Source organism: Caryophanon tenue, assembly GCF_001700315.1.
GTDB lineage: Bacteria > Bacillota > Bacilli > Bacillales_A > Planococcaceae > Caryophanon > Caryophanon tenue.
The window spans coordinates 472,044-497,062 of the sequence record NZ_MASJ01000001.1 but is presented as its reverse complement, the minus strand read 5'-3'; the positions used below and the strand labels follow the sequence as shown (position 1 = coordinate 497,062).

The following is a 25,019-nucleotide window of genomic DNA, read 5'->3' as shown; positions in this document are numbered from 1 at the left end:
CCAAATTTTGCCTTTAGTAGGCAGTCCATTAATTTTGTTATCAATGAATCACTTACAATATTACCACGCTTCGTTGCGATTTATAAGCGTTTAAGCTGATAATATTAAGAACATTTTTTCCTTTTCAATCTTACTACTCTTCACAAAAAATACAACAGTTTTGCGTAAAAAAAGCATTTTTTTACGCTAGAGCGTATAACTCGTCTTAATTCAAGGTAATTTACGCCTTATTTTTATCAAATTCGACAATGAAAACGGTCCCAACGCCTAAAATAGACTTTACAAAGATTACCCCATTATGCTTTTCAACCATCGTTTTTACGATTGCAAGCCCTAACCCTGTGCCTTCGATGTCGCGTGAACGTGCATCATCAATCCGGTAAAAGCGCTCAAATATATGGGGTAAATGTGCATCACTAATCCCTGGGCCGTTGTCTTCCACTTCAATTTTACAGCGATTTTCTTCTATTTTAGTACGCACATGGATGTGAGGTTCCTGCCCGCTATACTTCACCGCATTTTCCAACATATTTTTCAGTATATGATGTAAGGCATTTTCTGGCACAGCGACTTCCACCTGCGGATCACAATCCATATGAAACTGTGCGTTCGGATAAAGCGCTGTAAGGTTTTGTGTAATTTGCGTCACCGTTTCATAGACGTTTGCAACGCCACCTTCATCTACCTGCTCTCGGCGCGCTAACGCTAATAATTCCTCGACCATCTTCTTCATGCGACGTGTTTCCATTAGCGATGTTGCAATCGATTCATCTAACACCGCTTCATCATGCTTGCCCCATCGCTGTATGAGCGCTAAATGCCCTTCAACAGCTTGCAGTGGTGTACGTAGCTCATGTGAAGCATCCGATACAAAACGCTGTTGTTGTTCAAATGATGTCTCTAATTGTTTCATCATGGCGTCATATACATGAAGCAGCTTGCCAATTTCATCGTCCGCTGTATACACTACATTTGCGCGTCCAATAAAGCCATTTTCTTTAATATCCATCATCTCTGCACTCAGTGCTGTAATGGGCTTCATTAAATATTGCGCCAGCTGATAACCGATAAGCGCTGATAATAATAGTGCCGCAAAGCCTGCAATGACCATCGCAATTAAAATATATTGCATTAATTGCTGAAATGCATGAAGAGGATGTAACACTTGTAAAATGCCTAAAAATGGACCGATTTGTATCGGGCGATTAAAAATAACCGCTTCATTTGTTTCAATAAATGTGCGCTGTGTATCCTCATAAATCGGCGCTTCATTATTAATCTGTACAACTGCATCACCGTCAATATTTAAAATATACGCGGTTTGACTACGGTCTACGATAGCATTCATTAAACCACTATTTTCTTGAATATCTTGAATCGTCAGGCGCGCGCCTTGCTCATCAATAAGTGCCACTAAATCATCGACCGTTCGCTTCGCCTCTCGCTCTTCCTGATAACTCAGCCAAGAATTTAATGAAATAAATACAACCGTACACATTAACGCATAGCTAATAAAAATAACAAATGCTGAAACCGCTGCCCATTTTTGTTTTAACGACATACGATTTATCCATGCTTGCATTGGCTAATCCCTCATCGTATAACCGACACCGCGTACCGTTTCAATATAAGGTGGCTCGCTTTGTGGTAATTTCGCACGTAAATGACGTATATAAACATCGACAACATTCGTTTCAACATCTGTTTGAAAGCCCCATACATGTTCAAGGATTTGGTCGCGCGTACAAACACGCTGCTGTGATGCTACTAAATATTTTAGTAAATCGTACTCGGTCTTCGTTAATTCTAATTTTTCATCACCAACTGTTGCACTATACGCCTCTTCATCAATCACAATATCACGAAACTGTAGCGGCGCTGACGTTTCTGCATGCTTTTTAGCACGGCGTAGCAAACTACGAATACGCGCAAGTAGCTCTTCAATCGCAAACGGCTTGACTAAATAATCATCCGCCCCTGCATCTAGTCCTGCCACACGGTCCATTACTGCATCTCTTGCTGTTAATAATAAAATCGGCACATCCGATACCGCACGAATGCGACGACATAGCTCGACACCATTCAATCCTGGTAGCATGACATCTAGCAGTAGCACATCAAATGCTTGCTGCTGTGCCATCATTAACCCTTCTCGCCCGTCATGGACAACGGTAACTTTAAAGCCTTCAAACTTCAATTCTAGTTCGACAAAACGCGCAATACTTTTATCATCTTCCACTACTAATATATGCTGCACTTTAATCCCCACCCATCTATATCTAAAAAAGCCTACCGCTTCAGCGATAGGCTTTCATCACTTCACGTTGTCCTTATTGTAGTCGGAACAACGAGAAGTTGCATTAAAATCACATTAAATTTTCGTATCCTCATAGAAGAAATGCCCGTTTTTGCCACGCTGTTTCGCCTGCAATAGCGCCAAATCAGACGCATCTAATAAACGTCGTAAATCCATGCCGTCTTCTGGGAAAAATGAAATCCCCATTGACGATGTCGGCGCAAAATGATTGCGCTCAATATGCCACCCTTGCGCTAAACGTTCATGAATGTCAGCAATCACTTGATACACTTGCTCCTTACGCATTTTACGGTCACGCGTTAAGCCTTTCACAACGATGGCAAACTCATCGCCACCGAGGCGCACAACCACATCATGCATACGAATACTTTGACGTAACGCCTTACCAAACTCACGTAAAAAGCTATCGCCAATATCATGGCCATATATATCGTTTACACCTTTAAAATTATCACCGTCTAAATAAATGATGGCAAAGCTCTCATTATATTGCAGCGCATCTTTTTTATATTGTGCAAACTCCTGCACTAAATAACGACGATTCGGCAAGCTTGTTAACGAATCATGGTATGCCATATACATTAATTCAGATTCTTTTTGCTTACGTTGTGTAATTTCGCGCGATGCCATCATAATTTGACTCACATTAGGTCGCATCGGATCATGGACAACAGCTAAACTCGTTTCAACTAAATAAACTTGGCCATCACGCCCTTCAATTTCAAACTCAAACGAATACTCGCCCTCTTTTGCAAACTCATTATACAATTTGCTATTCCAAAGATTCTTGCTCTTACCATGCAAAATCGTTGCATAAAACGTGCCTTGTAGCTCGTCTTGAGAATACTGTAAAAGTTTTGAGTACGATGGTGATACATAAATTAAAATGCCATCTTCATTTGTAATCGCAATTAAATCACTCGTATGTTCTGTAATCATACGGAAAATACGATCGACATTTCTTAACTCTGTCATAATCGCTTTTTTCTCAGAAATATTTAAGTTAATGCACATAAACTGATTAATGTGACCTTGCTCATCTTTTAATGGAATAATCGTTGTATCAACCCAATACGGCTCTCCGTATTTCGTATGATTACAAATTTCGCCACGCCAAATTTTGCCGGCCAACACCGTTTCCCATAAACCTTTAAAATACGACTTCGGATGTTTACGCGAATTTAATTTACGCATCGGCATATTCATTAGCTCATGGCGCTTATACTTCGTCCCCCGACAAAACGGTTCATTCACTTCCACAATCGTACCGTTTATATCGGTAACAACCATTTCAAGCGTCGAATCTAACGCTTGCTGCACATGTGCTAAATCACGCGATGTTAAACGTAATTGCTCTGTTTGAATATGGTAATTTGTCACATCTTGTAAAAGGACAAATATACCGGTTAAGCCGTCGCTTACTTGCATTTTATTCATTGAAATGAGCACGTATTTCGGCTCTTTTGTATTTTTTTGTAATGTTACCATAAGCGACGCTGAATATTGGTCATGATTAATTTGTACAATCGCTTCTTTAATTTTTATCGCGTCTATGCGCTCGAAAATCGGCAAAGTAAAAAATAATTTATTTGTTATATTATGTGTTGCAATCCCCATCTCTTCAAGCGCTTTCAAGCTCACTTCATAAATATTCCCCTCATTTGAGAGTAATATTGTGCTCAAAGAGGAGTTAAAAAACAGAGAACGGGTAAATAAATAATATTCACCTAGCTCTCGTTCATAACGCAGCGCTTTCGTGAATGCTAACACATAGTCGCCATCTTGCTGGTGAACCGGATACAAGGTCGTCTCAAATTTTTGCGCTTGATGAAAGTGCGTATAGTCTTGATAAGTTGTTTGTTCGGCTGTTTCAATTGCCTTATGATAAAAAGGGATCATATGTTGTACCGTATGTTCATCAATGACATCCGTTAAAAGTTGACCTACTGGATTTTGAGCAAATAGCGTCACAACGCTGTCGCTCACTGCCATATATCGATAATTTTCACACTCACGTTTCATGAAAAATACGTAGTCTTGACTGTGACGAAAAATCATATCAAATTGTTCAATTGTAAAGTTTTGTACGACCATTATTTCACCACCTACAACGACGTAATACTATCGTTCATAATTATTCTCTCGGAACTTTTAGTATAGCATAGAAAATGAAACGACATCCAAAAGTTCTAAAGTTAACAATGACTATTTTGTGATAAACTATGGAAAAGTCACTTTTTCAGATTTTTCCGAACTTGTTCACATTTACGAGCATTTTTTGTACACCGCATATAATTTTATTGCATAAATTGGGGTCTACCATTTATATTATAGATGTACAACTAATCTATTCTGTCACTGTAGGTTCATATCAGCAACAAGGGAGATTGACTACAAGTTTTTACTTGTATCGACGTCTAGTTCTGTGGGTTTGAATGACGAAAACGAAATTAGAAAGATCAGTTTAACAATTTCGCATCATTTATTTTTACAAAACCTATTTTCCCTAGATAAAGGAGGCGTTTCGCATGTTAAAACATCGAGACTTACATGAATGTAACGAATTATTTGAGTTAATGTCGCATCCTTCTGTGTTCCCGTATGTACGTCATAAAGCAAAATCTCCAGAAGAGTTTTTATTCATGACGAAACAGCTGATTGAAGACGAAAAGAATGGATTAGCAGTATCTCGCACAATCTTAGATGATTGGGGCCAAGTAATTGGCACGATTTCTATTTATGACGTTCAAGATAATGCAGGCTTTTTAGGCACGTGGCTTGGCAAAGAGTTCCAAGGCAAAGGCTATAACGAAAAAGCGAAAATCGCATTTTTAAATGAACTATTTTTTGAATTAGATTTCAACACTGTCTTTTTACGTATCCGTGTTGAAAATGCACGTTCTATCCGTGCTGCACAAAAACTGCCGTATGTGATGTCTGCTGAAGAATCACATAGCGCGTTATTAGATGAAATAAATGCTGGCGAAACAAAATTCCGCTTATTCAAAATCCCAAAAGATTTATTCTACTTAGTTACTGCACATCAGCAGGACGAAGAAGAAGAACAAGCGATGTAATCATATTAAAAAGCCCTCCGAAATTATCGGAGGGCTTTTTCACGCCTTATTTTTGCTTTTGAAACGATAAAATTAAATCAACCATTTCCTCTGGCGTTTTTGGTGGTGTGGCATTTGCCATCGCATCTAAAATTTGACCACTACGCCCTAGTAACTCTTCAAATGTTTTTGCAAATGTTTCAGTCGTTAATGATTCTTCCTCTAATACAACCGCAAACCCTTGCTTTGAAAATAAACGAGCGTTTAAAATTTGGTCGCCGCGTGATTTCGCCGCTGATAACGGAATTAACATCATCGGCTTATACAACGCTAAAAATTCAAAGATTGAATTTGACCCTGCACGTGAAATGACATAGTCACTTGCATATAATAAATCTGCAAGCTCTGTCGTCACATACTCAAACTGCGTATAGCCTTCTGTTTGCGTCAGCGCTTCATCAATATGCCCCTTGCCACATAAATGAATGACATCGAACTGCGGTGTTAAAATATGTAGATTTTCACGCACCGCATTATTTACAATTGCAGACCCTTGTGAGCCACCCATAATCAGTACGACTTGGCGCGTACCATCAAAACCGCAACGTGCTAACCCTCGTTCACGCGAGCCTTGGAATAACTCTGAACGAATAATCGAGCCCGTACATGTCGCTTTATGCTCTGGTAAATGGGCTAATGTTTCATTAAACACCGTAAAAATATGAGACACAAATGGTAATGCTAATTTATTCGCAAGTCCTGGTGTAACATCCGATTCATGATTGACAACTGGAATACCTAGCGCTTTTGCTGCCATAACAACTGGTACTGAAACGAAGCCACCTTTTGAAAATACAATGACCGGCTTAATTTTGCGTAAAATAGCCATCGTTTGTGTCACACCCGCTAGTACTTTAAATGGGTCTGAAAAGTTTTGCCACGAAAAATAGCGGCGTAGCTTACCACTTGAAATCGCGTGATACGTCACATCATTTGGAAAAGCTTGCGTAATTAAATCCTTTTCAATTCCCGCTTTTGACCCTACATAATGAACATCAAAGCCTTGTTTTAGTAACGTTGGAATAATCGCTTGGTTTAATGACACATGCCCCGCGGTTCCCCCACCCGTCAATACTATTGATTTGTTTTTCACTGTTTTATCTCCTAACTTTTTGGCATATTACTATGCACACTGCATATGAAGCAGTTTGTTCTTTTATGCTGCCAACGAAAACACCTTGTTTCCCTGTTTAGCAGGTGTATAATACACGACCATGAAAATGACCATTCCTATTGTAGCACAACTGTTACATTGAAAAAACCCTCACTTATCAGACCTTTCGTGACTTTGACATGTTCAGACCGCTTTATAAAAAATGAAGTGCCTGTGACAACAGACACTTCACGTATATACTATCGATCAATCCCTAATACTTGTACATCACCGATATTGTCACCAATTAACACAAGCTTCGGTGGCATATTCATAAATTCAGGTAGCCACTGCACCATACCATATGCGTATTGGAATAACATCGGATGTTTGACACCTTCTACCGGTACATACCCTTTCATGCGATAAACGGTATCCGGCAATTCGCGTACCCATTGTTCAAATGATTCTTGTGTGACACTACGCTCAAACGTCACAATACGTGAGCTTAATGTTAACTGCTTGCCAATGCGTGCTTCTTCGATTTGTTCTTTCGGAATTTGCGCTGTTGCTTCCATGCGCTCTAATAATGAAAGTGGCACTTTTCCATTTGTTGTTTGTAAAATAAACGCACTGCCGTTAAAGCCTTGCATTTCAAATACGGCGCGCGCTTGCTCTTCTTCTGTTAATAAATCCATTTTATTGGCAAGTAGTAAATGAGCATGACGAATTTGCTCCATAAATAATGTGCGTACTTGCGGTGTTAACGTTTGACGATTTAGCCATAAATGACTGTCTGCAACGGTCACGATGCCTTTAATATTTAATTGCTCAGCAAAAAGTGGTGAATACACCGCATCTAATGCTTCAACTGGATGTGCTGCACCCGTTGTCTCAATTAATAATACGTCCCATTCTGCTGTCATTAATAATGTTTGGATTTGTGCTTCTGTTTTTTCTGCACCTGAACAGCAAATACAGCCTTCTAGCATTTCGCGTAACGGCACATCCCTGTCTACTGCTTGCGAGTCAAATGGCAACTTGCCCAACTCGTTCATAATGACGGCTGGTTTTAGTCCTTTCGCCTTGAATTGTCGGATAACATCCGTTAGAAGTGATGTTTTACCACTACCTAAAAATCCACTAAATAAATATACATCTTTCATATCGTTAACCCTCTTCCGTATAAAAACAGCCGCCCGCAATGCTGGACGGCTGTGTTCATTATTCGTTGTCTGTTGAAGTTTGCTCTTCTTCAGTCGTTTCTCTTGTTGGTGCTTCATATGTGCCTGTTACAACATCCACCGCTGTGTTCAGTTGTTGGTCGTTTTTTTCTAAATAGTCGCGTAGTGCTGTCATTAACGCCGTTGTTGCTTCGCCCGTTAACACACCTGTTGCTTCTAGTTCTTTATCTTGTTGGAACTGTTGCACAGCTTCTGTTAATGCTGCATCATAGGCACCATCTACTGTACCAGGATCGTAACCAATTGCTTGTAGCATTTGCTCAGCAGCTTTTACCGACTCTGATAAAGCGCCTTCCTTCAACTCTACATCAGGGCTAATATAAGCAATTGATGCCGCTTCTGGATAACCCATTTCAACATCTGGCGTCACACCTGTTTCATTCACCCAATTGCCCTCTGGTGTTAACCATTTACCTGTCGTAAATTTCAATGTAGAACCATCTGCCATCGGAGCCGCTTCTTGCATTGTTCCTTTACCAAATGATGTTAACCCGACAATTGGTGCATCAATTGTTTCACTTAATGCCGCCGCTAAAATTTCAGATGCTGAGGCACTCCCGTTATCAATTAATACGGCAACCGGTATATCATACTTTTTACCGCCTGTTGCTGGGTATAATTCAGGCTCTTGCCCTTTTTGCTCTGTTTGTAAAATAATTTCATCTTTTGGCACGAATAAATTTGCAATATCATACGCAATATTTAAATAGCCACCTGGGTTTTGACGTACATCCAATACGATGCTTGTCATCCCTTCTTGCTCAAATTGTTCTAAATAAGTAACAAGTTCATTGTACGTATCATCACTAAATGACGTAATTTGCAGATGTGCAACGCCACCTTCTAGCAACTCGCCATATACTGTTTCTACTGGGATTTCATCGCGCACAATTGTCATCTCAATCGGTGCTTCTACCCCTGCGCGTTCAATTTTCATCTTCACTTCTGTGCCTTTTTCACCGCGAATTAATAGTACCGCTTCCGATGCCGTATAGCCTTGTAAGCTTTGACCGTCCACTTCTAAAATTAAGTCTTCCGGTAAAATACCCGCACGCTCTGCTGGTGAATTTTTAATCGGTGATACTACTTTAATATAGCCGCCACCTGCTTGGATTTCTGCACCAATACCTTGGAAGCTTGATGATAAATCCGCATTAAACTGCTCAGACTCTTTCGCATCCATATAATCTGAATACGGGTCTTCGAGTGAGCTGACTAAGCCGTCAATCGCGCCTTGCACAGCTTTCTCTTCATCGATATCTACATAATATTTAGTTGCTAGCTCATCGTATGCATCATACAATTTGCTAAATTCTTCACGCTCGACAGGAACTTTCACTTCTACAATTTTTTCCTCGCCAAACGTTAAAGCAAAAATGGTCAAACCAGCCGTCAGTAAAATCGTAAAGAACGTAAACATAATAAACGTAAACGGTTTAATTCGTAAAAAACGTCCTACTTTTTTCTCCTGTGGCTCTGTTGGCTGTTGATTTTGCTCTTCCATAATGTCACCACTCTCATTCTTTCCAGTTACGTTTGCACGCTATGTTCATCATATCAGTTTCTCTACAACGTGGAAAGAAAAGACGCATAAAAAGTCACGTAAACCCGTTATTTTTTGCGCATACGACTTGTAATGACAAAGCCAATTGCACCAACGATTAAACAAAGAAGCGCACGGACAACAATATTGAGCATAAATAAATCGACAAAGATTAGCTTTCCGAGTGCAATAACGAGTAATGCAAGTGCCATATAGCGTACTTGCGGTAACATAAAACGCTTCGCCAGCATAAAGCTGAGCAGTGATGCCATAAATAATAAAAATGTTTGGCACATGAGCTCAACGCTATGTGAAAACAGTTCAGCGATCACGAGCTGATGTAAAAAATTAAAGCTAATCGCTAGTGCGTACACACTAGCCCCAATAACAAACACTTGCTTTGGAATTTTCGGGAAGATCGCCTTCGTTAAAACACCGTACATAAGCGCAATGACAAATGCTAGTACAACTAATTGCATCACAGCATGTAACCATAATGGTCCTGACCAAATTGCTTCACTGACGGTAAACGATGTCAGTAGCGCCATCGCGAACGTGCCGTATATCAATACAACCGTACGATAACGTGACGGTAGTACATACACAAGCGCAATATACATTGCTTGTATAATAAATGCTACGTACGGCTTTGGTATATTAAACATCGCATTTAATACAAAGCTATAGCCGATTGCTAAACTTAGCACCCCGACACTCGCAACTTCTTTCACTGAAACTGTGCCCCATTGCTTTTCAGGCTGTTTCACAAGCCACTCATAAAGCATGACACCATAGCCAATTACGAGTAAAAATGCTAAATGGTCAAAAGCGTCTTGTGGTGATTGACGTGCATTTTGGTAAACGACAATGCTCATGAGAATGAATAACACAACATGTAATCGGTTTGTCAGTGGTAATGTATATTTGATACTACTGATAATACATACAAGACTAACGAGTGGCAGTACAAATAATAAAATATGCTCATCAAATGTCCAACTCATCCACGTAGCACCAAATAACAGTGACGCAATGACGATAAAAATATCGGTTCCGCGACGCTGTTTTTGGCGATACAACCATATCGCGCAGCCGACCATTAGTGCTGTTACACTTAGCATAAGTGCAATCGGTGGTTCATATAATAACCACACCCCAAGTGCTCCAATAAATAACAGCGGTAAAAAGCTTTGAATGACTTTTGATGGTACTTGCTTTGTCCACATCATCGTCACAACTGCTATCATAATAATTAGTAATACACAAATAACCGCCATGACGCTCGCATTCGCAGAAAAGCTCCACGTCGCGATAATTGACATCATAAACCCTATACATAATGCGTACCACTGTGCATACTTCATAATGACGACTTGCATGACGGCAAACATCACAATGATATAGCTAAAAATAATTGGATAACTCATATCCATATATTCTAATAAATATGGCAATAATAACGAGGTGAAGAGCACAAAGCTTGTGAGTGCTTCATTGCGACGCATATACGCAATAGCAATGCCATAAACAATGTATAAACACGCAATGACGAGTGCTACTGTTTCTGAAAACAAGCCGTACAATATAGCTGCTGCCGCTGTCGTTAAAATTCCGACGATAAACGCACCACCAAACAACGCATCAATCCCCGTAGCTTGCCACGTTGCTTTTTTCCAATACGCACCGGCTATCATGCTTATCGATAATACATAAGCACTGGCAATTTTCATGCCATTTGTAAACATGCCGTAATCACTCATTAATTTAAGTCCCCATAACACACCCAGCACTAAAATGACCATAAATAATTTCGGTAGCCACTGTGATAAGCGTTCTTCTAAAGAACGTGTTGGTGCGGTTGGTGGCACATGTTGCGGTGCTGGTACGCTTTGCTCCTCAACCACCACTGCCGGCTGCTCACTACGCTCACGTTTAACTGGCTCTTTTTGGAATAAAAAATCGCTTGCTTTTCGCTTTTTTCGTTCTGTATCTACAGATGGCTGCTGAAGCTTCGCCATTTGCTGCTGTAAATCCGCTACTTGCTCTTCTAGCTGCTGTACTCTTTTTTCAAGTGACATGTAAACCCACCTCATTTCGTTCGGTTTGCTTACTGCTACTATACCGCTTTTCCACGTACTTCATCCTAAATTATCGAAATTTTAAGAATTTATTAAGAAATAAAAACACACACAGCAACTTTTGCATCACTGTATGTGTCATTCAATTATATTTTTTCATAAAACTATGTAATTGGTCGCTCAAATCATTTAACTGCTCGATAATGGTGCTAAAATCTTGCACCGTTTCAGCTTGCTCTGTTGTTGCTTCATTCACTTGCGCAAGCGCTGATTGCAATGTCGTAATATGCTGTTGGATTGTTCGCAATGACGCATCAATTTCTGTTGTCGCTTGAGACGTTTCCATTAATAATTTGCGAACTTCCTGTGCCACTATATTAAAACCTGCTCCGTGTACACCTGCACGCGCCGCTTCAATCGAGGCATTTAACCCAAGTAAATTCGTTTGGCGCGATACATTTTTAATGACCTCTGTAATATGGTTAGAACGTTCCGCATCTTGACGTACATGCTCTGATTGTACATGAATTTCTTGCGTTGTTGCTGCAAGTTGCTGTGACTGTGCTGCCACAATATGTACACGGTCATGTAAACGCTGAATAATATCACGCATCGTCGCCATATATTGTTCTACTTGTAAGCGGTCCTCAATCGGCACCGCAAACCCAATAACGCCTACAATTTTCGTGCCTTCTTTGATCGGAAATGCATACGCATTAAATGCCACCCCGTATAACTCTTTCGGTAAATTTACATCCGGCTGCTCTCCTCGAAACGCTCTACGTAAATTTTCGTCCTCTTCATTAATACGCTGACCGATTCGATAGTTTACATCAATCACACTACTCGGCAAATAGCCTTGTACTGTTTTCGTTGCTGCATCTGCAACCACAATGGCAACATCCCCTTTAAATGCCGCATGTATATAGGGTAATGCCGTTACCAATGCCTGAACGTGCTCCTTGTATGTTCCTCCCTTTGAAAAACAATTTCTTTCATTGTAACGAATTTTTTCATTATTTTTACACAAAAATAAATGACGTCGCTTATACAAGCAACGCCACCATACGAGGATAATGTAAGTCAAACTGCTTTAGCACATACTCATGCAAATGTGGATATTGTATTAATAAGCCATGATAAATTTTTCGTTCTTGTGTTAATGTGTCTAGGGGCTCTTTTTCAAAAATAAAATGAAAATGTAACATTTGCATTGTTGCTACTTCAAATTCACGTAAATTCGTTATAAAACGAATATCCCAAATATGCGTATGTGCAATGTATTGGTTCACATAGTCACTTAACACCTTATACTGCTCACGGTCAACTTTCGTAAATAGTCGCTTATGCAACGCGACCGCCTGCAAATTAAAATCTTCAATGCGCTTATAAAATTCTTTTTCTTTTCGCTTCATTCGATTATCAATAAGCTTTGATGCTTCTTTGTTTAAAACAACCATAACATACTCCTTACACCACTCTTTTTTACCTAAAATAAGAGTTCATTATAAGGTATAATAGCACATTAAAAACCATAACTATAGACTTATACTTGTTCTTCCAAACATTATTTTTTAAATTTCAAGGTTAATTTTTTTAACCTTAAGAAGTGCATACATGGTACACTAAAAAGGAATGCATCACACATACGTATGATGCATTCACACTTTTCGTTGAAGGAGGCGGAGCAATTGCCAAACTGGTTACATAACACACTCTTTGTTATTTTAATCATTGTTACGATGGGTTGCGTCACAAGCGGCATGTCGTGGAAATCAACTAAAAGCGAAGTCGAAAGCTAATGCCTCCGCCTCGCTTTTATAGGTCACTATCTGCTTTTTCAGATAGTGGCTTCCTGTCGTTGTAAACATATTTCGTACTCACTGCTCCAAATAGGCCTACAGTTTCTACAAACCATGCTATTGCGCTGTTTCACCAAGCGCTGCGATAATTTGATCCATTAGCTGGTCTGTACCACTCGCACTAAAAGCGGCCACTTCATAAATATCCGCTACAAGCTGACCATACTGTTCATCCAGCGAATTAAATAATAATCGTGCCGATGCAAAATCAACTGCTGACGCTGTTCCTTCATACGCATAAATACGTAAATCATACATCGTCTCCTCCGTCTGTTGTCGCTCGTCTTCCATATCAACACAAGCCACAACAAATAATACATCCTCATATACTGCTTCAAAAGCCGAATCAAAGACGACATTTACGTCTGCTTCTTCAGCCAACTCTTGCTCATAATACGCTACTGCCTCATCGTAATACTGGTCTGATAAGTAATCCCACGTCATTTTATATGTTTTCGTACCAGATAGTATTGCTCGTAATGTTGCTTCAAATTTTTCGTTCATGTTTGATTCCTCCTAAAATGTCAGTATAACATTTTGTTCGTCATCATATACAAAGTAAATATGCTATCATAAAACATATATTACCTTTTAAGGAGTTGCGTGCAGTTGGGAAACAATGATTTTTCAAGTATCCTTTTGCTTTTTGTTCTTTTATTTATCGTGTTAACACTTTTTAATTATGTAACACGTAAACTATTACACGTTGAACGCCCACGCTCATTTTCTTATAACTATGTGAATACTACACACAAAAAAATCGATTGGTGGATGCGTGGCGTATTTACTGTCTTACTAGTCATTGTATCTTACATTGTCACAACAACAGACGATGTCGCTAGCTTTTGGCAATTCATTATCTTCGGCCTCATTATTACGTTTTTAGTCGTAACAGAATTACTACGCGCCTTTATGGAATGGAAACATGCTGATAATCAACGAGCTTTCCTCGCTACACTAATAGAGCTCGCTTTTGTTATCATCATGGTAACGCTACTTATTACAACGGATTCTTTAGGCTTATTTTAATGCTCCATATACACGTTTAAACATACAAATGGCAACAAAATTGCAAGGAATGTAAAAAAGATGCACAATGAAAAAACCCACTAAACAATTACTTGTCTAGTGAGTTCTACATGGCACGTTTGAAAGAGAATGTCCCTTTATAAATCTTAGTAACCTTCAAACCGTTGCGACGACTAGTCTTGAATCGCTGCTTCTAACGCGATAACCATCATGTCGTTGAATGTTGTTTGACGCTCTTCAGCTGATGTTACTTCGCCTGTTAAGATGTGGTCTGATACAGTTAATACTGTTAATGCTTTACGGCCGAATTTAGCAGCTAATGTGTAAAGTGCTGATGTTTCCATCTCTACAGCTAGTACACCGTATTTTGCTAATTTTTCGTTTTGTGCTTCGTCAGAATAGAACATATCTGCTGTGAAGATGTTACCAACACGTACAGCTAAGTCTGCATCTTTTGCAGCGTTGTAAGCTTTTAATAATAAATCGAAGTCTGCTGTTGGTGCGTAGTCGATGTTGCCACCGAAGATTACGCGGTTCATGCTAGAATCTGTTGAAGACGTTTGTGCAATAATTACGTCACGTACTTTTACATCTTGTTGGATTGCGCCACAAGTACCTACGCGGATTAATTTTTGTACGCCGTATTCTTGCATTAATTCTGTTGCATAAATAGAGATTGATGGTACACCCATACCTGTTCCTTGTACAGATACACGTTTACCTTTGTATGTACCTGTGAAGCCGAATGCGTTACGTACAGAGTTATATTGAACTACATCTTCTAAGAAAGTTTCTGCGATGTATTTCGCGCGTAGTGGATCTCCTGGAAGTAATACGATTTCTGCGATGTCGCCTTGTTGTGCATTAATATGAACGCTCATTTAATGACCTCTTTTCTATTTTTTATGTACTTCTTTATCATAACCGATGCATAAAGCTCTTTGCAATGAATCTGTGGTCTGACGTCCGAAGTTTATGTTTTCTGATAATTCGTTTACATGTATTTTGATACATAGCTTTCCCATAATTCATCAAACGTACGTGTCGTTAACGCCTCGTCAGAAAGCATCTCGATATAGGATGATAATTCATCATAATCCGTCGACTGTTTCGGAAACTGGCTATCGTGAAATGCCGCTTCTGCAAAGTGTGTCGCATCTTCTGCTACACTACCGCCACGATACGTTAACACGTATGTATAAAATGTCTTCGATGGCATTATACCCCATTCCTTTCATCGTTAGTCCTATTTTTTGCAAAAAATAACGACTAAGCAATGCGCCTAGTCGTCTGTTGTTAGCGGAATAATGATACGTACTCACCATATCCTTGTGCTTCTAATTCATCCACTGGTACGAAGCGTAATGCTGCGGAGTTAATACAATAGCGTAAGCCACCTTGTTCTTTCGGACCATCCGGGAATACATGTCCTAAGTGAGAGTTCGCTGTTTTTGAACGAACTTCAACGCGGCGCATGCCGTGACTTTCATCAAAATGCTCTGTCACTTCCGGCGCTTCAATTGGCTTTGTAAATGCTGGCCAACCGCAACCCGCATCGTATTTATCACGCGATGAAAATAAAGGCTTCCCCGATACGATGTCTACATAAATACCTTCATCAAAATGTTGGTCATATTCATTGCGATATGGTGGTTCCGTACCGTTTTGTTGTGTCACGTAATATTGCATATCGGTTAGTTGCTCTAAACGTTTTTCTTTGTTATCCACAATTATTTCCCCCAATGCGTTTGTTTAAAAGCTTCGCGCCCTGAACCGATTGCATATCGGTTATAATGCGCTGGATTCTTCTTATAATAATGCTGGTGATAGCTCTCTGCTTCATAAAATGGCTTCGCATCTAAAATTTTCACCGCAATCGGCTTTGAAAACTTACGAGAGGCCTCTAATTTTGCTTTTGATGCTTCTGCAATCGCGCGCTGTTCGTCATCATGTACGAAAATCGCCGTTGTATATGATTCACCACGGTCATAAAATTGTCCACCTGCATCCGTCGGGTCAATCAATGTCCAATACAACTCGACTAACTCTTCATACGGGTAAACAGCAGGGTCAAACGTAATTTGAACCGCTTCTAAATGTCCTGTCGTTTCACTGCATACTTGTTCATATGTTGGATTTTCAACATGACCGCCTGTATAGCCCGAAATGACAGATTCAATGCCTGGCTGTTCATCAAATGGCTTCACCATACACCAGAAACAACCGCCTGCAAATGTTGCTTTTGCCATGCTATTCGCCCTCTTTCGTCGTTGGAATAATTAATTCGATTTGAATTTTATTTGCCGCTAAATCAATTTCCTTTGCACGAACTCGTGTGCCAGAATCAATGTTTAAGCGTGATAAATCAACATAAATGGATGCATCAGATGGCTGTACTGTAATCCAATCTGGAAATTGAACAGCCTGCCCGATAAGCTTTAATACATATTGTGGTGGTAATGATAAGTTACCAATATTCATCCCTTGTTGTTCTAAACTAATATTACCATTTTCGTGAACAATCGGATCAAATGACATCGCAACTGGAATGTCTACACCGAATACTGCAAGTTCACTCGTTAAATTAACCGTTTCGTTAATCGAAAAGTCAAATGGGATTGGTGACTGTGTTAATGTATCCTGCATATAATAACGCGCAATCGCCTCAAATTCTGGCGCTGTCGTTTGGAGTGCAACAACATTCCCTTGATGTTGTTGTGCTGGTGGCGTAACAACTTGCTCTCCACTAAATAATAGAGCAACCGCTCCGCCAAGCGTTAGTACAATGAAACCCACTAACGCAAAAAACGCTATTTTCCATTTATTCACGTAATGTCATCCTTTCAAATCCAATACTACCATCTGACATTTGTTCAATGTCGCACCCTTGTAATGTTTCAATTACCCGTGTTGTCATGTTGTTATAGCCTTCTGCATTCGGATGAAAGAAATCAGTATGGTACACAAGGTCATCATTTGTTAAAAATAAATCATCTATCGGAATATAGCAAGCATTGACGTCTGTCAGTGCCATCGTTTCCATTACATTGTTCCAATCTTCCATCAGTGCATGAAAATCTGTTTGCTCATCGGTAATCAATGTAAACGGATTATAAAACCCTAAAATAATAAGAGGAGCTGTCGGATTTTGTTCACGTATATACGCTAAAATATCAATGTAGCGTTCTCGATAGGCCAATAACTCCTCTTTAAACGGTACAGTGGAGCTTAACCCAAATAAGTCTTTCTTCACCACTTTCATGACGTCATTTCCACCGATTGAAATAGATAATAAGCCTGCTTGCGCCAGCTCTTTATCATAATGCCCTTTTTCTAATAACTTTAAAAGTTGATCACTACGGCGACCATTTTTGCCACGGTTATCCAGCTCAACCGTTGAAATCATCGGCCATGGAATTAACGCATCCGACAGGCGACCTGTCCAACCATAATGATCTTCCTCATCACCGACACCTTGCGTCAAGGAGTCACCGAGTGCTAAATAATGTAAAACCTCTCCTTCTTGGTGTTCAATTAAAGGAATAGGCTTTTCAGGATTGTGCGCTTGCTGCTGTTTTTCTTCTAGTTCTTGTTGTGCTGCTTCTTCTTTTTGCTCCGCCAGTTGTTGCTGCATTAATTGCCATGCATTGAATGTTTCTGGTACATATTCGTCATCCTGCTGTTCCTCAGCCGGGTCAATCGTCACTGAGCAACCTGTAAGTAGAAAAGCACACAATAGAAAGACGAGCCATCTTTTCATACAAATCGCTCCTTTTCTTCCATTATAAATCGAAATCCGGCATCGGAAAACGATTCTTTCTTCACAATCGTACAAATTGTGAAAAAAAAGCTTCAATCCGATAAATCGGATTGAAACTTTGAACATTATTCTGCGAAGTAAATGAAACCAACTGCACCTGGGCCTGTATGTGTTGAAATCGTTGGGCACGTGAACGCAACGTCTACCGATGAAAAGCCTGTTTGTTCAACTAGCTCTTTCAGCGACTGTCCCATCGTCCCCATCCCATCTGCGTGTGAAATCCCTACTGCTTTTACTGTTTTTCCAGCGGTTTCTTGTTGGAACTGCTCGAAACAATATTTTACAACTTGCTTATGGCTACGTACTTTTGTTACTTGCACTAAATTTCCTTCGTCAAGTGTCGCAATTGGTTTAATATTGAGTAACGACCCAATCATTCCCATACCTTTACCAATACGTCCACCCTTGATTAAGTTTTCAAGCGTATCCACAATCACAAATAAACGCGTATTTTGACGTACATGTTCGACACGTGCAATAATTTCTTCTACGCTTGCGCCAGCATCACGTAAACGAGCCGCTTCACGTAATTGGAATGCAAGCCCCCATGCGATATAGCGTGAGTCAAACACCGTTACATCTGCATTTGCCATATCGGCTGCTTGACGCGCTGACTGAACCGTACCACTCATACCGCCCGTCATATGTATTGAAATGACTTGGTCGCCATCTTTCCCTAACGCTTCATATAGTTCGACAAACTTACCAGGAGCAGGCTGCGAACTTTTCGGCAACTCTTTTTCACTCTTCATTTTTTGTAAAAATTGTTCAGGTTGAATTTCTATGCGGTCAATATATGTTTGACTACCTAGTTGAATTGTTAATGGTACTACATGAATATTTAATTGCTCTAATTCTTCATTTGAAAGGTCACATGTTGAATCTGTTACAATGTGAATTCGTCCCATTCATATGCACATCCTTCTCTGTCGTTCCCTTCATTTTACAAGCTTTGTAACACTACTGTAAAGATGACATTTATCATGTCATGTCATTTCGCCGCTTTATTTTTCATAAATGCAATAACGGAATGTATATCCTTCTGGCGTTTCAATCGGCGCTTGTTCACGAATAAGCTGAAAGCCTGGGTACCGCGGGAAAAACGTATCCCCTTCAAATGTCGTATCAATATGCGTAATATATAAACGCGTTGCAAGTGGCAATGCCTCTGTAAAAATTTGCTGACCGCCGATGACCATTTGCTCTGGTGCATCGTTTGTTAGCGCAAGTGCCTCCGCTAACGAATACACTACTTCAATCCCTTCTGCGCTGTAATCACGATTACGTGTAATCACGATATTACGACGACCTGGCAATGGTCTGCCAATCGATTCAAATGTTTTACGTCCCATAATGACAGGTTTCCCCATTGTTTGCGCTTTAAAATATTGTAAGTCCCCTGGTAAATGCCACGGCATATCATTATCTTTTCCGATAACATATTGCTCGTCATGTGCAACAATTAATGAAATCATGCTACTAGCCCCCTCTTTCACTTTATTGTGCCATATTCACCACTGTAATTCTAGCTGTATCACATAAGCCACGGCATTTCGAAATAATTAATGTTATAGCATAGAAAGGTCGCCATACAAAGTGACGGAGCAAACGGAATTTTGCGTTTTTTCATCAATAGTACAAATAAAAAGCCAAATATACTCGCAAATAAAAACATCGTAAATACATGTGCAACCCCAACAACGCTACCTAAAACAAAGGCTAACTTCACATCCCCTGCACCAATACCACCAGTTGTCAAATGCAATGTATACAGCATCGTAAATGCCAATATCCCTCCTAGTAAATGCTCATAAAATGAGGAAGAAAACATAACAATCAGCACGATTGGCACACCGATAAAACCAATAAATTGATTCGGCACAATCATATAATACCAATCCGCGACACTAATCATACAAAAGAACGCAAGTAATATAACCCCGAGGAAAAACGCCCATGAAAAACCATACACATTATATAATATCGCCGCGCTCATTGCCCCAAGCCACTCGACTAACACAATGCTGCGTTCAATCTTTACAGCACAGCGACGACACCGACCACGTTGCCACATATAGCTAACAATTGGTAACAATTCATATACTGTTAATACATGCTCACAATTATCACATTGCGAACGGCGAAACGCCCATTGTCGCCCGACTGGTTGATGCGCCCCAACGACATGACTAAATGAACCAATAACTGCGCCAATAATGATTGCGATTAGCATCGTATCACCTCTCGTCATCATTATAAAAATATATAGCGTTCATTGAGCAAAAGCCGTCAAAATTAAAATTTCTCTTACGTCTACTAATACTAGAACGCGCTTTTACAGACAAGGAAACGCACACAAGTAGACGGGGAAACGCCCAACATGATACACAAAAAGCCAACCGACATCAGGTCAGTTGGCTTTTGTGTATTATACCGCTATCGGCGCTTTAATCGCTGGGTGCGGATTATATCCTTCAATCACTAAATCCTCTAAATCCATGTCAAAAATTGATGTTTTTTCTGGATTGATTTTTAGTATTGGTAGCGCTCGTGGCTCGCGTGATAACTGCTCTTTTACTTGCTCAATATGATTTGAATAAATATGAGCGTCTCCAGCTGAGTGGATAAACTCACCCACTTCTAAACCACATTCGTGTGCGATTAAATGCGTTAGTAGCGCATATGATGCCACGTTAAACGGACAACCAAGTAGCGAGTCAACTGAACGCTGTGTCAGCATACAGCTTAGCTTCCCTTCTATTACATAAAACTGGAACATCACGTGACACGGCGGAAGTGCCGATTTACTGCCTTTTGCCCCCGCATTAACGACATCTTCTGGATTCCACGCATTGACGATCAAACGGCGGGAATCTGGATTCGATTTAATTTGATCGATCACGTCTTGTAATTGGTCAATATCATTACCTTCTGAGTCTGTCCATCGACGCCACTGCTTGCCATATACATTGCCTAAGTCGCCGTATTTTTGTGCAAAGTCATCATCCGTTAATACACGGTGACAGAAATCTTGCAATTCTTTCTCGTATAATACGTTGAATGCTTCATCTACTAAACAGCGACGACCAAAGTCCGTCATATCTGGACCATTATACTCATCTGATTCTACCCATTTTTTAAATGCCCATTCGTCCCAAATATGATTATTATGCTGTAATAAATATCGAATATTTGTATCGCCTTTTATGAACCACAATAGTTCACTGGCCACTAATTTAAAAGGTACGCGCTTTGTTGTAAATAACGGGAAGCCTGCCGATAAATCGTAGCGCATTTGATAGCCAAACACACTAATTGTCCCTGTGCCAGTACGGTCTTCTTTCTTTACACCGTTATCTAAAATATGTTGCAAAAAATCTAAATACGCTTGTTCTGACGTATTCGCCATCGTAAGCCACCTCCAAAATAATTTCCTTCTTCATTATAGATGAAAACATTCACTTTTGGCGGCATTATATGAGAAAAGGGGCTTTCGCCGCAAAACAAAAAAGACATATACAATTAAAGACGCTACTCGGTAATGATTGCTTGAGTAGCGTCTTTAATCAAATGTGTCTAAATCATCGTATAATTCAATTTGTTGTTCCAACGATTAAGTTGCCTCCTTTAAGATGTGTTTGTTATTTTCAAGAATTGAAAGCATTTGTAATAACACCTTTTCCTCCACTCGTCCTGGCATGTTTACTTCTCTTTCAATAATCTTGGTCAATTCTGTTACTGTATTTACGTCGATTCTATGTTTCTCTGCTAAGTGAAACGCTCGCTCTAGCTTACCGGTCAACATCGGCATTCCTCCAATATAATTTTAGTTGTACATATTTTGTACTATTTCTATTTTACAATGCTTTTTCTTAAATTTCATCCTTTTTACATAATCTTTACGCCCAAAGCTCAAAAAAAAGTAAGAGGTCGAACTTCGTTGGACGTAAAACGGACTATCACGTATAATGAAGGTCAATCCTATTAAAGTGAGGTTTTTCCTATGACAACATTTCCACAAGACGAAGATGGCTTAGTATTACAAGAGCTTGCAGATGAAGGTGTAGATTTTAACGTCCTACACGATATCGACTTTTTCGTCGGTGCGCCTTCAGAAAAAGCTGCAAATGATATTAAAGCTGCGATTGAAGAAGCTGATTTCTCTGCAGAAGTAGCGTTTGATGAAGAAGTAAATGATTGGACTGTCTTTGTGTATGTGTCTGCGCATTTAGATTATGATATTTTAAAAGAAATTCAAGAAACATTAGATGCGCTTGCAAAACCTTATGATGGCTTCTCGGACGGTTGGGCTGTTTTATTACCAGAACAAGAATAAGTTTACACATCTAAAAATGTGGTAAAGGATAATTACATTTCGTCAAAAGACACTAGTAATTGCTAGCGTTTTTTGCCCATTCAAGGTGCTCTTTGTAAAAGGAGCACCTTGCTTTTATTGTTTTTCCAAGAAAAAGCCCATGCACTTTAAATAGCGCATGGGCTTTTTCGTTATTTTAAGTTTTTACGTAAAAAGTCTTGTGTACGTGGGTGTTGCGGGTTTTCAAAGAATGTTTTTGGTTCGCCCGCTTCGACTACTTCACCATCAGCCATAAACATCACTTTATTGGCTACTTCTTTTGCGAAGCCCATCTCGTGTGTTACGACAATCATCGTCATATGCTCTTCTGCTAAATCTTTCATAACTTTCAATACTTCACCCGTTAACTCTGGGTCTAGTGCTGATGTTGGCTCATCAAATAGTAAAATTTGTGGATTTAACATAAGTGCACGCGCAATCGCAACACGCTGCTTTTGTCCGCCTGATAAATTCGCTGGGTAAGCGTCTGCTTTATCAGCTAGGCCTACCTTTTGTAATAAATCGTTGGCACGCGCACGAATCGCTTTTGGCGCTTCTGTTTTCAACATCTTTGGTGCTACTTCTAAATTATCACGTACCGATAAATGTGGGAATAAGTTAAAGTGTTGGAACACCATACCCATTTTGCCAGTAATGGTTTTAATTTGTTGTGTTGACGGATATTTACCTTGCTCAATTAAATACTCGCCGTCAATTTTCACCGTACCACCATCAATCGTTTCTAAGTTCACTAAGCTACGAAGCATCGTACTTTTCCCTGAACCTGAAGGACCGATTACTGCAATTACGTCGTTTTTATTCACTTGGAATGAAATATCTTTTAATACTTCTAATGGACCAAATGATTTTTTTAAGTTTTGTACGTCAATTAATGCCATCTGTGCACCTCTATTCAAACTTGAAGCGGCGCTCTAGCCACTTGAAGAATGCTGTTAATACTAAAGTAATGATTAAATATAATACGGCTGCCACTAAAAACGGTACGATTGTAAAGTCTCGGTTTACAACAGTTTGCGCGTAGTGTAGTAACTCTGGCACAGCTACCGCGTATAGCAGTGCTGTATCTTTTACTAATGTTACCGATTCATTCGCTACAGATGGTAACGCAATGCGGAACATTTGCGGTAAAATAATGCGCGTTGTCGTTTGGAATTTATTTAGTCCTAACACTTGCGCCGCCTCATACTGACCTTTATCAATCGCTAATAAGCCACCTCTAAAGATTTCAGCAAAGTACGCTGCATAGTTTAGCACAAAGCCTAAACATGCCGCAACGAAGCGGTCTAACACTAAATATTCACCAATAACGGGAATCATCGGTAAACCGAAACAAATAATTAATAGTTGTAATAATAGCGGCGTTCCACGCATCACATAAATATATGCTTGCGCAAACCAGCTAAGTGGTTTAAAACTGCTACGTACCGCAAGCGTTAGTAAAAAGCCGAGCGGAATTGACAGCACAATGGCAATTAAAAATAGTAATACCGTCATTTTTGCGCCCTCTAACATTGGCAGTAGCATTGACATAAAGTCTTCCATTTCTAGTAGTTCTCCTCCTTGTAAAAACGTCAGCAAGGACTTGTCGAAGAAAAAATTCTTCGACAAGCCCTTTGCACAGAAGATGGGAAATTAATATTTCCATCATAGAAGCACTGTCTCCTAAGCATTGCGCTTGAAACAGTGCTTCCTATTGGCTAATATTCTTTAGCAACGTCTACGATATTAATCTAGTACTTTGTCCTCACCAAACCATTTCACAGAAATCTCTTCCGCTTTGCCATTTTCGTTTAACGTATCTAGCGCTGCTTGTAAATCTGTTAATAGTTCTTCGTCATCTTTGCTCACACCAACACCGTATTGCTCAGGTGCTAAGTGCTCATCTAAAATTTTGAACGTACCGTCTTCTAATGTATTGTAATAGTTTGCTACAACTTCATCAATAACAACTGCATCAATTCGCTTTGTTTTTAAATCTGTTAATGCCATCACATTGTCACCAAACTCTGCAACCTCTGCTACAGTTTTTGACACTTCATTTCCGTTAAAAGCATCTAATGCTGATGAAAGTGCTTGTACACCAATATTTTTATCTGCTAAATCTGCTAATGCTGTAATGTCTGAATCTGCTAATGTCACCACGACTTGAGAGTTTTCTAAATATGGCTCTGTAAAGTTTACTTTTTCTTTACGCTCATCTGTAATTGTGTAACCGTTCCAAATTAAGTCGATACGACCTGACATTAATTCAGATTCTTTCGTTTTCCAGTCGATTGGTTGGAATGTTACCTCTACACCCATTTCTGTTGCAGCTGCGCGTGCATAGTCAATGTCGAAGCCGACGATTTCATTTTTATCGTCACGGAAGCCCATTGGTGCAAATTTATCGTCAATCCCAATAACTAATACTTCTTTTTCTTCACCGCTTGTTGTTTCTGTTTCTTCGTCGCCACAAGCCGCTAACATTGTTGTTAAAGCCAGTGGTAATGCTAACATTGTTGCCCATTTACGTTTTTTCATCTATTATTTCTTCCCTTCATTT

General features: G+C 39.7%; 27 protein-coding genes. 3 read left to right on the top strand and 24 right to left on the bottom strand.

Going from position 1 to position 25,019, the window contains the following annotated elements; genetic code table 11:
* Window positions 1-220: 220 nt before the first annotated feature.
* From A6M13_RS02330 to A6M13_RS02320, 3 genes are all read right to left on the bottom strand, one after another.
* Complete coding sequence (locus tag A6M13_RS02330; protein ID WP_066542551.1) at window positions 221-1,582, bottom strand: sensor histidine kinase; 1,362 nt, start codon at window positions 1,580-1,582, stop codon at window positions 221-223.
* Window positions 1,583-1,585: 3 nt separating this feature from the next.
* Entirely contained in the window at window positions 1,586-2,257 is a 672-nt protein-coding gene (locus A6M13_RS02325) for a response regulator transcription factor (RefSeq protein WP_083998176.1), read from the bottom strand.
* Window positions 2,258-2,371: 114 nt separating this feature from the next.
* Window positions 2,372-4,411 carry a diguanylate cyclase domain-containing protein gene (locus tag A6M13_RS02320; RefSeq protein ID WP_083998174.1) on the bottom strand — a complete coding sequence of 680 codons (2,040 nt, stop codon included), beginning with the start codon at window positions 4,409-4,411 and terminating at the stop codon, window positions 2,372-2,374.
* 434 nt (window positions 4,412-4,845) lie between these two features.
* Here A6M13_RS02320 and A6M13_RS02315 point away from each other — a divergent pair, with 434 nt between their 5' ends.
* The gene (locus A6M13_RS02315; RefSeq protein WP_066542550.1) at window positions 4,846-5,394 is read left to right on the top strand and encodes a GNAT family N-acetyltransferase; all 549 of its coding nucleotides are present in this window, start codon (window positions 4,846-4,848) and stop codon (window positions 5,392-5,394) included.
* A gap of 46 nt (window positions 5,395-5,440) precedes the next feature.
* On the opposite strand, the gene A6M13_RS02310 is transcribed toward A6M13_RS02315, so the two are convergent.
* The 7 genes from A6M13_RS02310 to A6M13_RS02280 all read right to left on the bottom strand — a co-directional run bounded on the left by A6M13_RS02310 (window position 5,441) and on the right by A6M13_RS02280 (window position 13,757).
* On the bottom strand, window positions 5,441-6,526 hold the full coding sequence (locus tag A6M13_RS02310; protein WP_066542549.1) for an undecaprenyldiphospho-muramoylpentapeptide beta-N-acetylglucosaminyltransferase: 1,086 nt from the start codon (window positions 6,524-6,526) through the stop codon (window positions 5,441-5,443).
* A gap of 260 nt (window positions 6,527-6,786) precedes the next feature.
* Complete coding sequence (locus A6M13_RS02305; protein WP_066542548.1) at window positions 6,787-7,692, bottom strand: CobW family GTP-binding protein; 906 nt, start codon at window positions 7,690-7,692, stop codon at window positions 6,787-6,789.
* 58 nt (window positions 7,693-7,750) lie between these two features.
* On the bottom strand, window positions 7,751-9,274 hold the full coding sequence (locus A6M13_RS02300) for a S41 family peptidase (RefSeq protein WP_066542546.1): 1,524 nt from the start codon (window positions 9,272-9,274) through the stop codon (window positions 7,751-7,753).
* 107 nt (window positions 9,275-9,381) lie between these two features.
* Window positions 9,382-11,391, bottom strand: coding sequence for a DUF2339 domain-containing protein (locus A6M13_RS02295; RefSeq protein ID WP_066542545.1), 2,010 nt, complete (start codon window positions 11,389-11,391; stop codon window positions 9,382-9,384).
* A 142-nt stretch (window positions 11,392-11,533) separates the two neighbouring features.
* Window positions 11,534-12,337, bottom strand: a complete 804-nt coding sequence (locus A6M13_RS16580) for a methyl-accepting chemotaxis protein (RefSeq protein WP_281181700.1) — start codon at window positions 12,335-12,337, stop codon at window positions 11,534-11,536.
* A 100-nt stretch (window positions 12,338-12,437) separates the two neighbouring features.
* On the bottom strand, window positions 12,438-12,851 hold the full coding sequence (locus A6M13_RS02285) for a hypothetical protein (protein ID WP_066542543.1): 414 nt from the start codon (window positions 12,849-12,851) through the stop codon (window positions 12,438-12,440).
* 459 nt (window positions 12,852-13,310) lie between these two features.
* Window positions 13,311-13,757: a hypothetical protein gene (locus A6M13_RS02280; RefSeq protein ID WP_066542541.1), complete on the bottom strand. Its 447-nt coding sequence runs from the start codon at window positions 13,755-13,757 to the stop codon at window positions 13,311-13,313.
* Between the two features lie 105 nt (window positions 13,758-13,862).
* Between A6M13_RS02280 and A6M13_RS02275 the strand changes: the two genes are divergently transcribed.
* A complete protein-coding gene (locus A6M13_RS02275) occupies window positions 13,863-14,282 on the top strand; it encodes a DUF4181 domain-containing protein (RefSeq protein ID WP_169817410.1) in 420 nt (139 codons plus the stop codon).
* 173 nt (window positions 14,283-14,455) lie between these two features.
* Here A6M13_RS02275 and deoD read toward each other — a convergent pair whose 3' ends face one another.
* The 11 genes from deoD to A6M13_RS02220 all read right to left on the bottom strand — a co-directional run bounded on the left by deoD (window position 14,456) and on the right by A6M13_RS02220 (window position 21,907).
* Window positions 14,456-15,163: a purine-nucleoside phosphorylase gene (gene deoD / locus A6M13_RS02270; protein WP_066542537.1), complete on the bottom strand. Its 708-nt coding sequence runs from the start codon at window positions 15,161-15,163 to the stop codon at window positions 14,456-14,458.
* 113 nt (window positions 15,164-15,276) lie between these two features.
* On the bottom strand, window positions 15,277-15,501 hold the full coding sequence (locus tag A6M13_RS02265; protein WP_066542536.1) for a YozE family protein: 225 nt from the start codon (window positions 15,499-15,501) through the stop codon (window positions 15,277-15,279).
* Window positions 15,502-15,578: 77 nt separating this feature from the next.
* Complete coding sequence (gene msrB, locus A6M13_RS02260) at window positions 15,579-16,010, bottom strand: peptide-methionine (R)-S-oxide reductase MsrB (protein ID WP_083998168.1); 432 nt, start codon at window positions 16,008-16,010, stop codon at window positions 15,579-15,581.
* A gap of 2 nt (window positions 16,011-16,012) precedes the next feature.
* On the bottom strand, window positions 16,013-16,531 hold the full coding sequence (msrA, locus tag A6M13_RS02255; protein ID WP_066542535.1) for a peptide-methionine (S)-S-oxide reductase MsrA: 519 nt from the start codon (window positions 16,529-16,531) through the stop codon (window positions 16,013-16,015).
* A gap of 1 nt (window position 16,532) precedes the next feature.
* The gene (locus A6M13_RS02250; protein WP_066542533.1) at window positions 16,533-17,111 is read right to left on the bottom strand and encodes a YpmS family protein; all 579 of its coding nucleotides are present in this window, start codon (window positions 17,109-17,111) and stop codon (window positions 16,533-16,535) included.
* Window positions 17,104-18,042: a GDSL-type esterase/lipase family protein gene (locus A6M13_RS02245; RefSeq protein WP_066542531.1), complete on the bottom strand. Its 939-nt coding sequence runs from the start codon at window positions 18,040-18,042 to the stop codon at window positions 17,104-17,106. Before A6M13_RS02245 ends, A6M13_RS02250 begins: the two co-directional genes overlap by 8 nt.
* A gap of 125 nt (window positions 18,043-18,167) precedes the next feature.
* On the bottom strand, window positions 18,168-19,010 hold the full coding sequence (locus A6M13_RS02240) for a DegV family protein (protein WP_066542530.1): 843 nt from the start codon (window positions 19,008-19,010) through the stop codon (window positions 18,168-18,170).
* 96 nt (window positions 19,011-19,106) lie between these two features.
* Window positions 19,107-19,577, bottom strand: a complete 471-nt coding sequence (locus A6M13_RS02235; RefSeq protein WP_066542528.1) for a dihydrofolate reductase — start codon at window positions 19,575-19,577, stop codon at window positions 19,107-19,109.
* A gap of 59 nt (window positions 19,578-19,636) precedes the next feature.
* Window positions 19,637-20,335, bottom strand: coding sequence for a prepilin peptidase (locus A6M13_RS02230; RefSeq protein ID WP_066542526.1), 699 nt, complete (start codon window positions 20,333-20,335; stop codon window positions 19,637-19,639).
* A 195-nt stretch (window positions 20,336-20,530) separates the two neighbouring features.
* Window positions 20,531-21,511 carry a thymidylate synthase gene (locus tag A6M13_RS02225; RefSeq protein ID WP_066542524.1) on the bottom strand — a complete coding sequence of 327 codons (981 nt, stop codon included), beginning with the start codon at window positions 21,509-21,511 and terminating at the stop codon, window positions 20,531-20,533.
* A gap of 204 nt (window positions 21,512-21,715) precedes the next feature.
* Window positions 21,716-21,907 (bottom strand): ABC transporter permease, encoded by a 192-nt coding sequence (locus tag A6M13_RS02220; RefSeq protein WP_066542522.1) that lies wholly within the window; start codon window positions 21,905-21,907, stop codon window positions 21,716-21,718.
* A gap of 198 nt (window positions 21,908-22,105) precedes the next feature.
* Between A6M13_RS02220 and A6M13_RS02215 the strand changes: the two genes are divergently transcribed.
* Complete coding sequence (locus A6M13_RS02215; RefSeq protein WP_066542520.1) at window positions 22,106-22,438, top strand: ribonuclease E inhibitor RraB; 333 nt, start codon at window positions 22,106-22,108, stop codon at window positions 22,436-22,438.
* A gap of 170 nt (window positions 22,439-22,608) precedes the next feature.
* Here A6M13_RS02215 and A6M13_RS02210 read toward each other — a convergent pair whose 3' ends face one another.
* From A6M13_RS02210 to A6M13_RS02200, 3 genes are all read right to left on the bottom strand, one after another.
* Window positions 22,609-23,355 (bottom strand): amino acid ABC transporter ATP-binding protein, encoded by a 747-nt coding sequence (locus tag A6M13_RS02210; RefSeq protein ID WP_066542519.1) that lies wholly within the window; start codon window positions 23,353-23,355, stop codon window positions 22,609-22,611.
* A 10-nt stretch (window positions 23,356-23,365) separates the two neighbouring features.
* Window positions 23,366-24,019 (bottom strand): amino acid ABC transporter permease, encoded by a 654-nt coding sequence (locus A6M13_RS02205; protein ID WP_066542509.1) that lies wholly within the window; start codon window positions 24,017-24,019, stop codon window positions 23,366-23,368.
* A gap of 183 nt (window positions 24,020-24,202) precedes the next feature.
* Entirely contained in the window at window positions 24,203-24,997 is a 795-nt protein-coding gene (locus A6M13_RS02200) for an amino acid ABC transporter substrate-binding protein (protein ID WP_066542507.1), read from the bottom strand.
* Window positions 24,998-25,019: the final 22 nt, after the last annotated feature.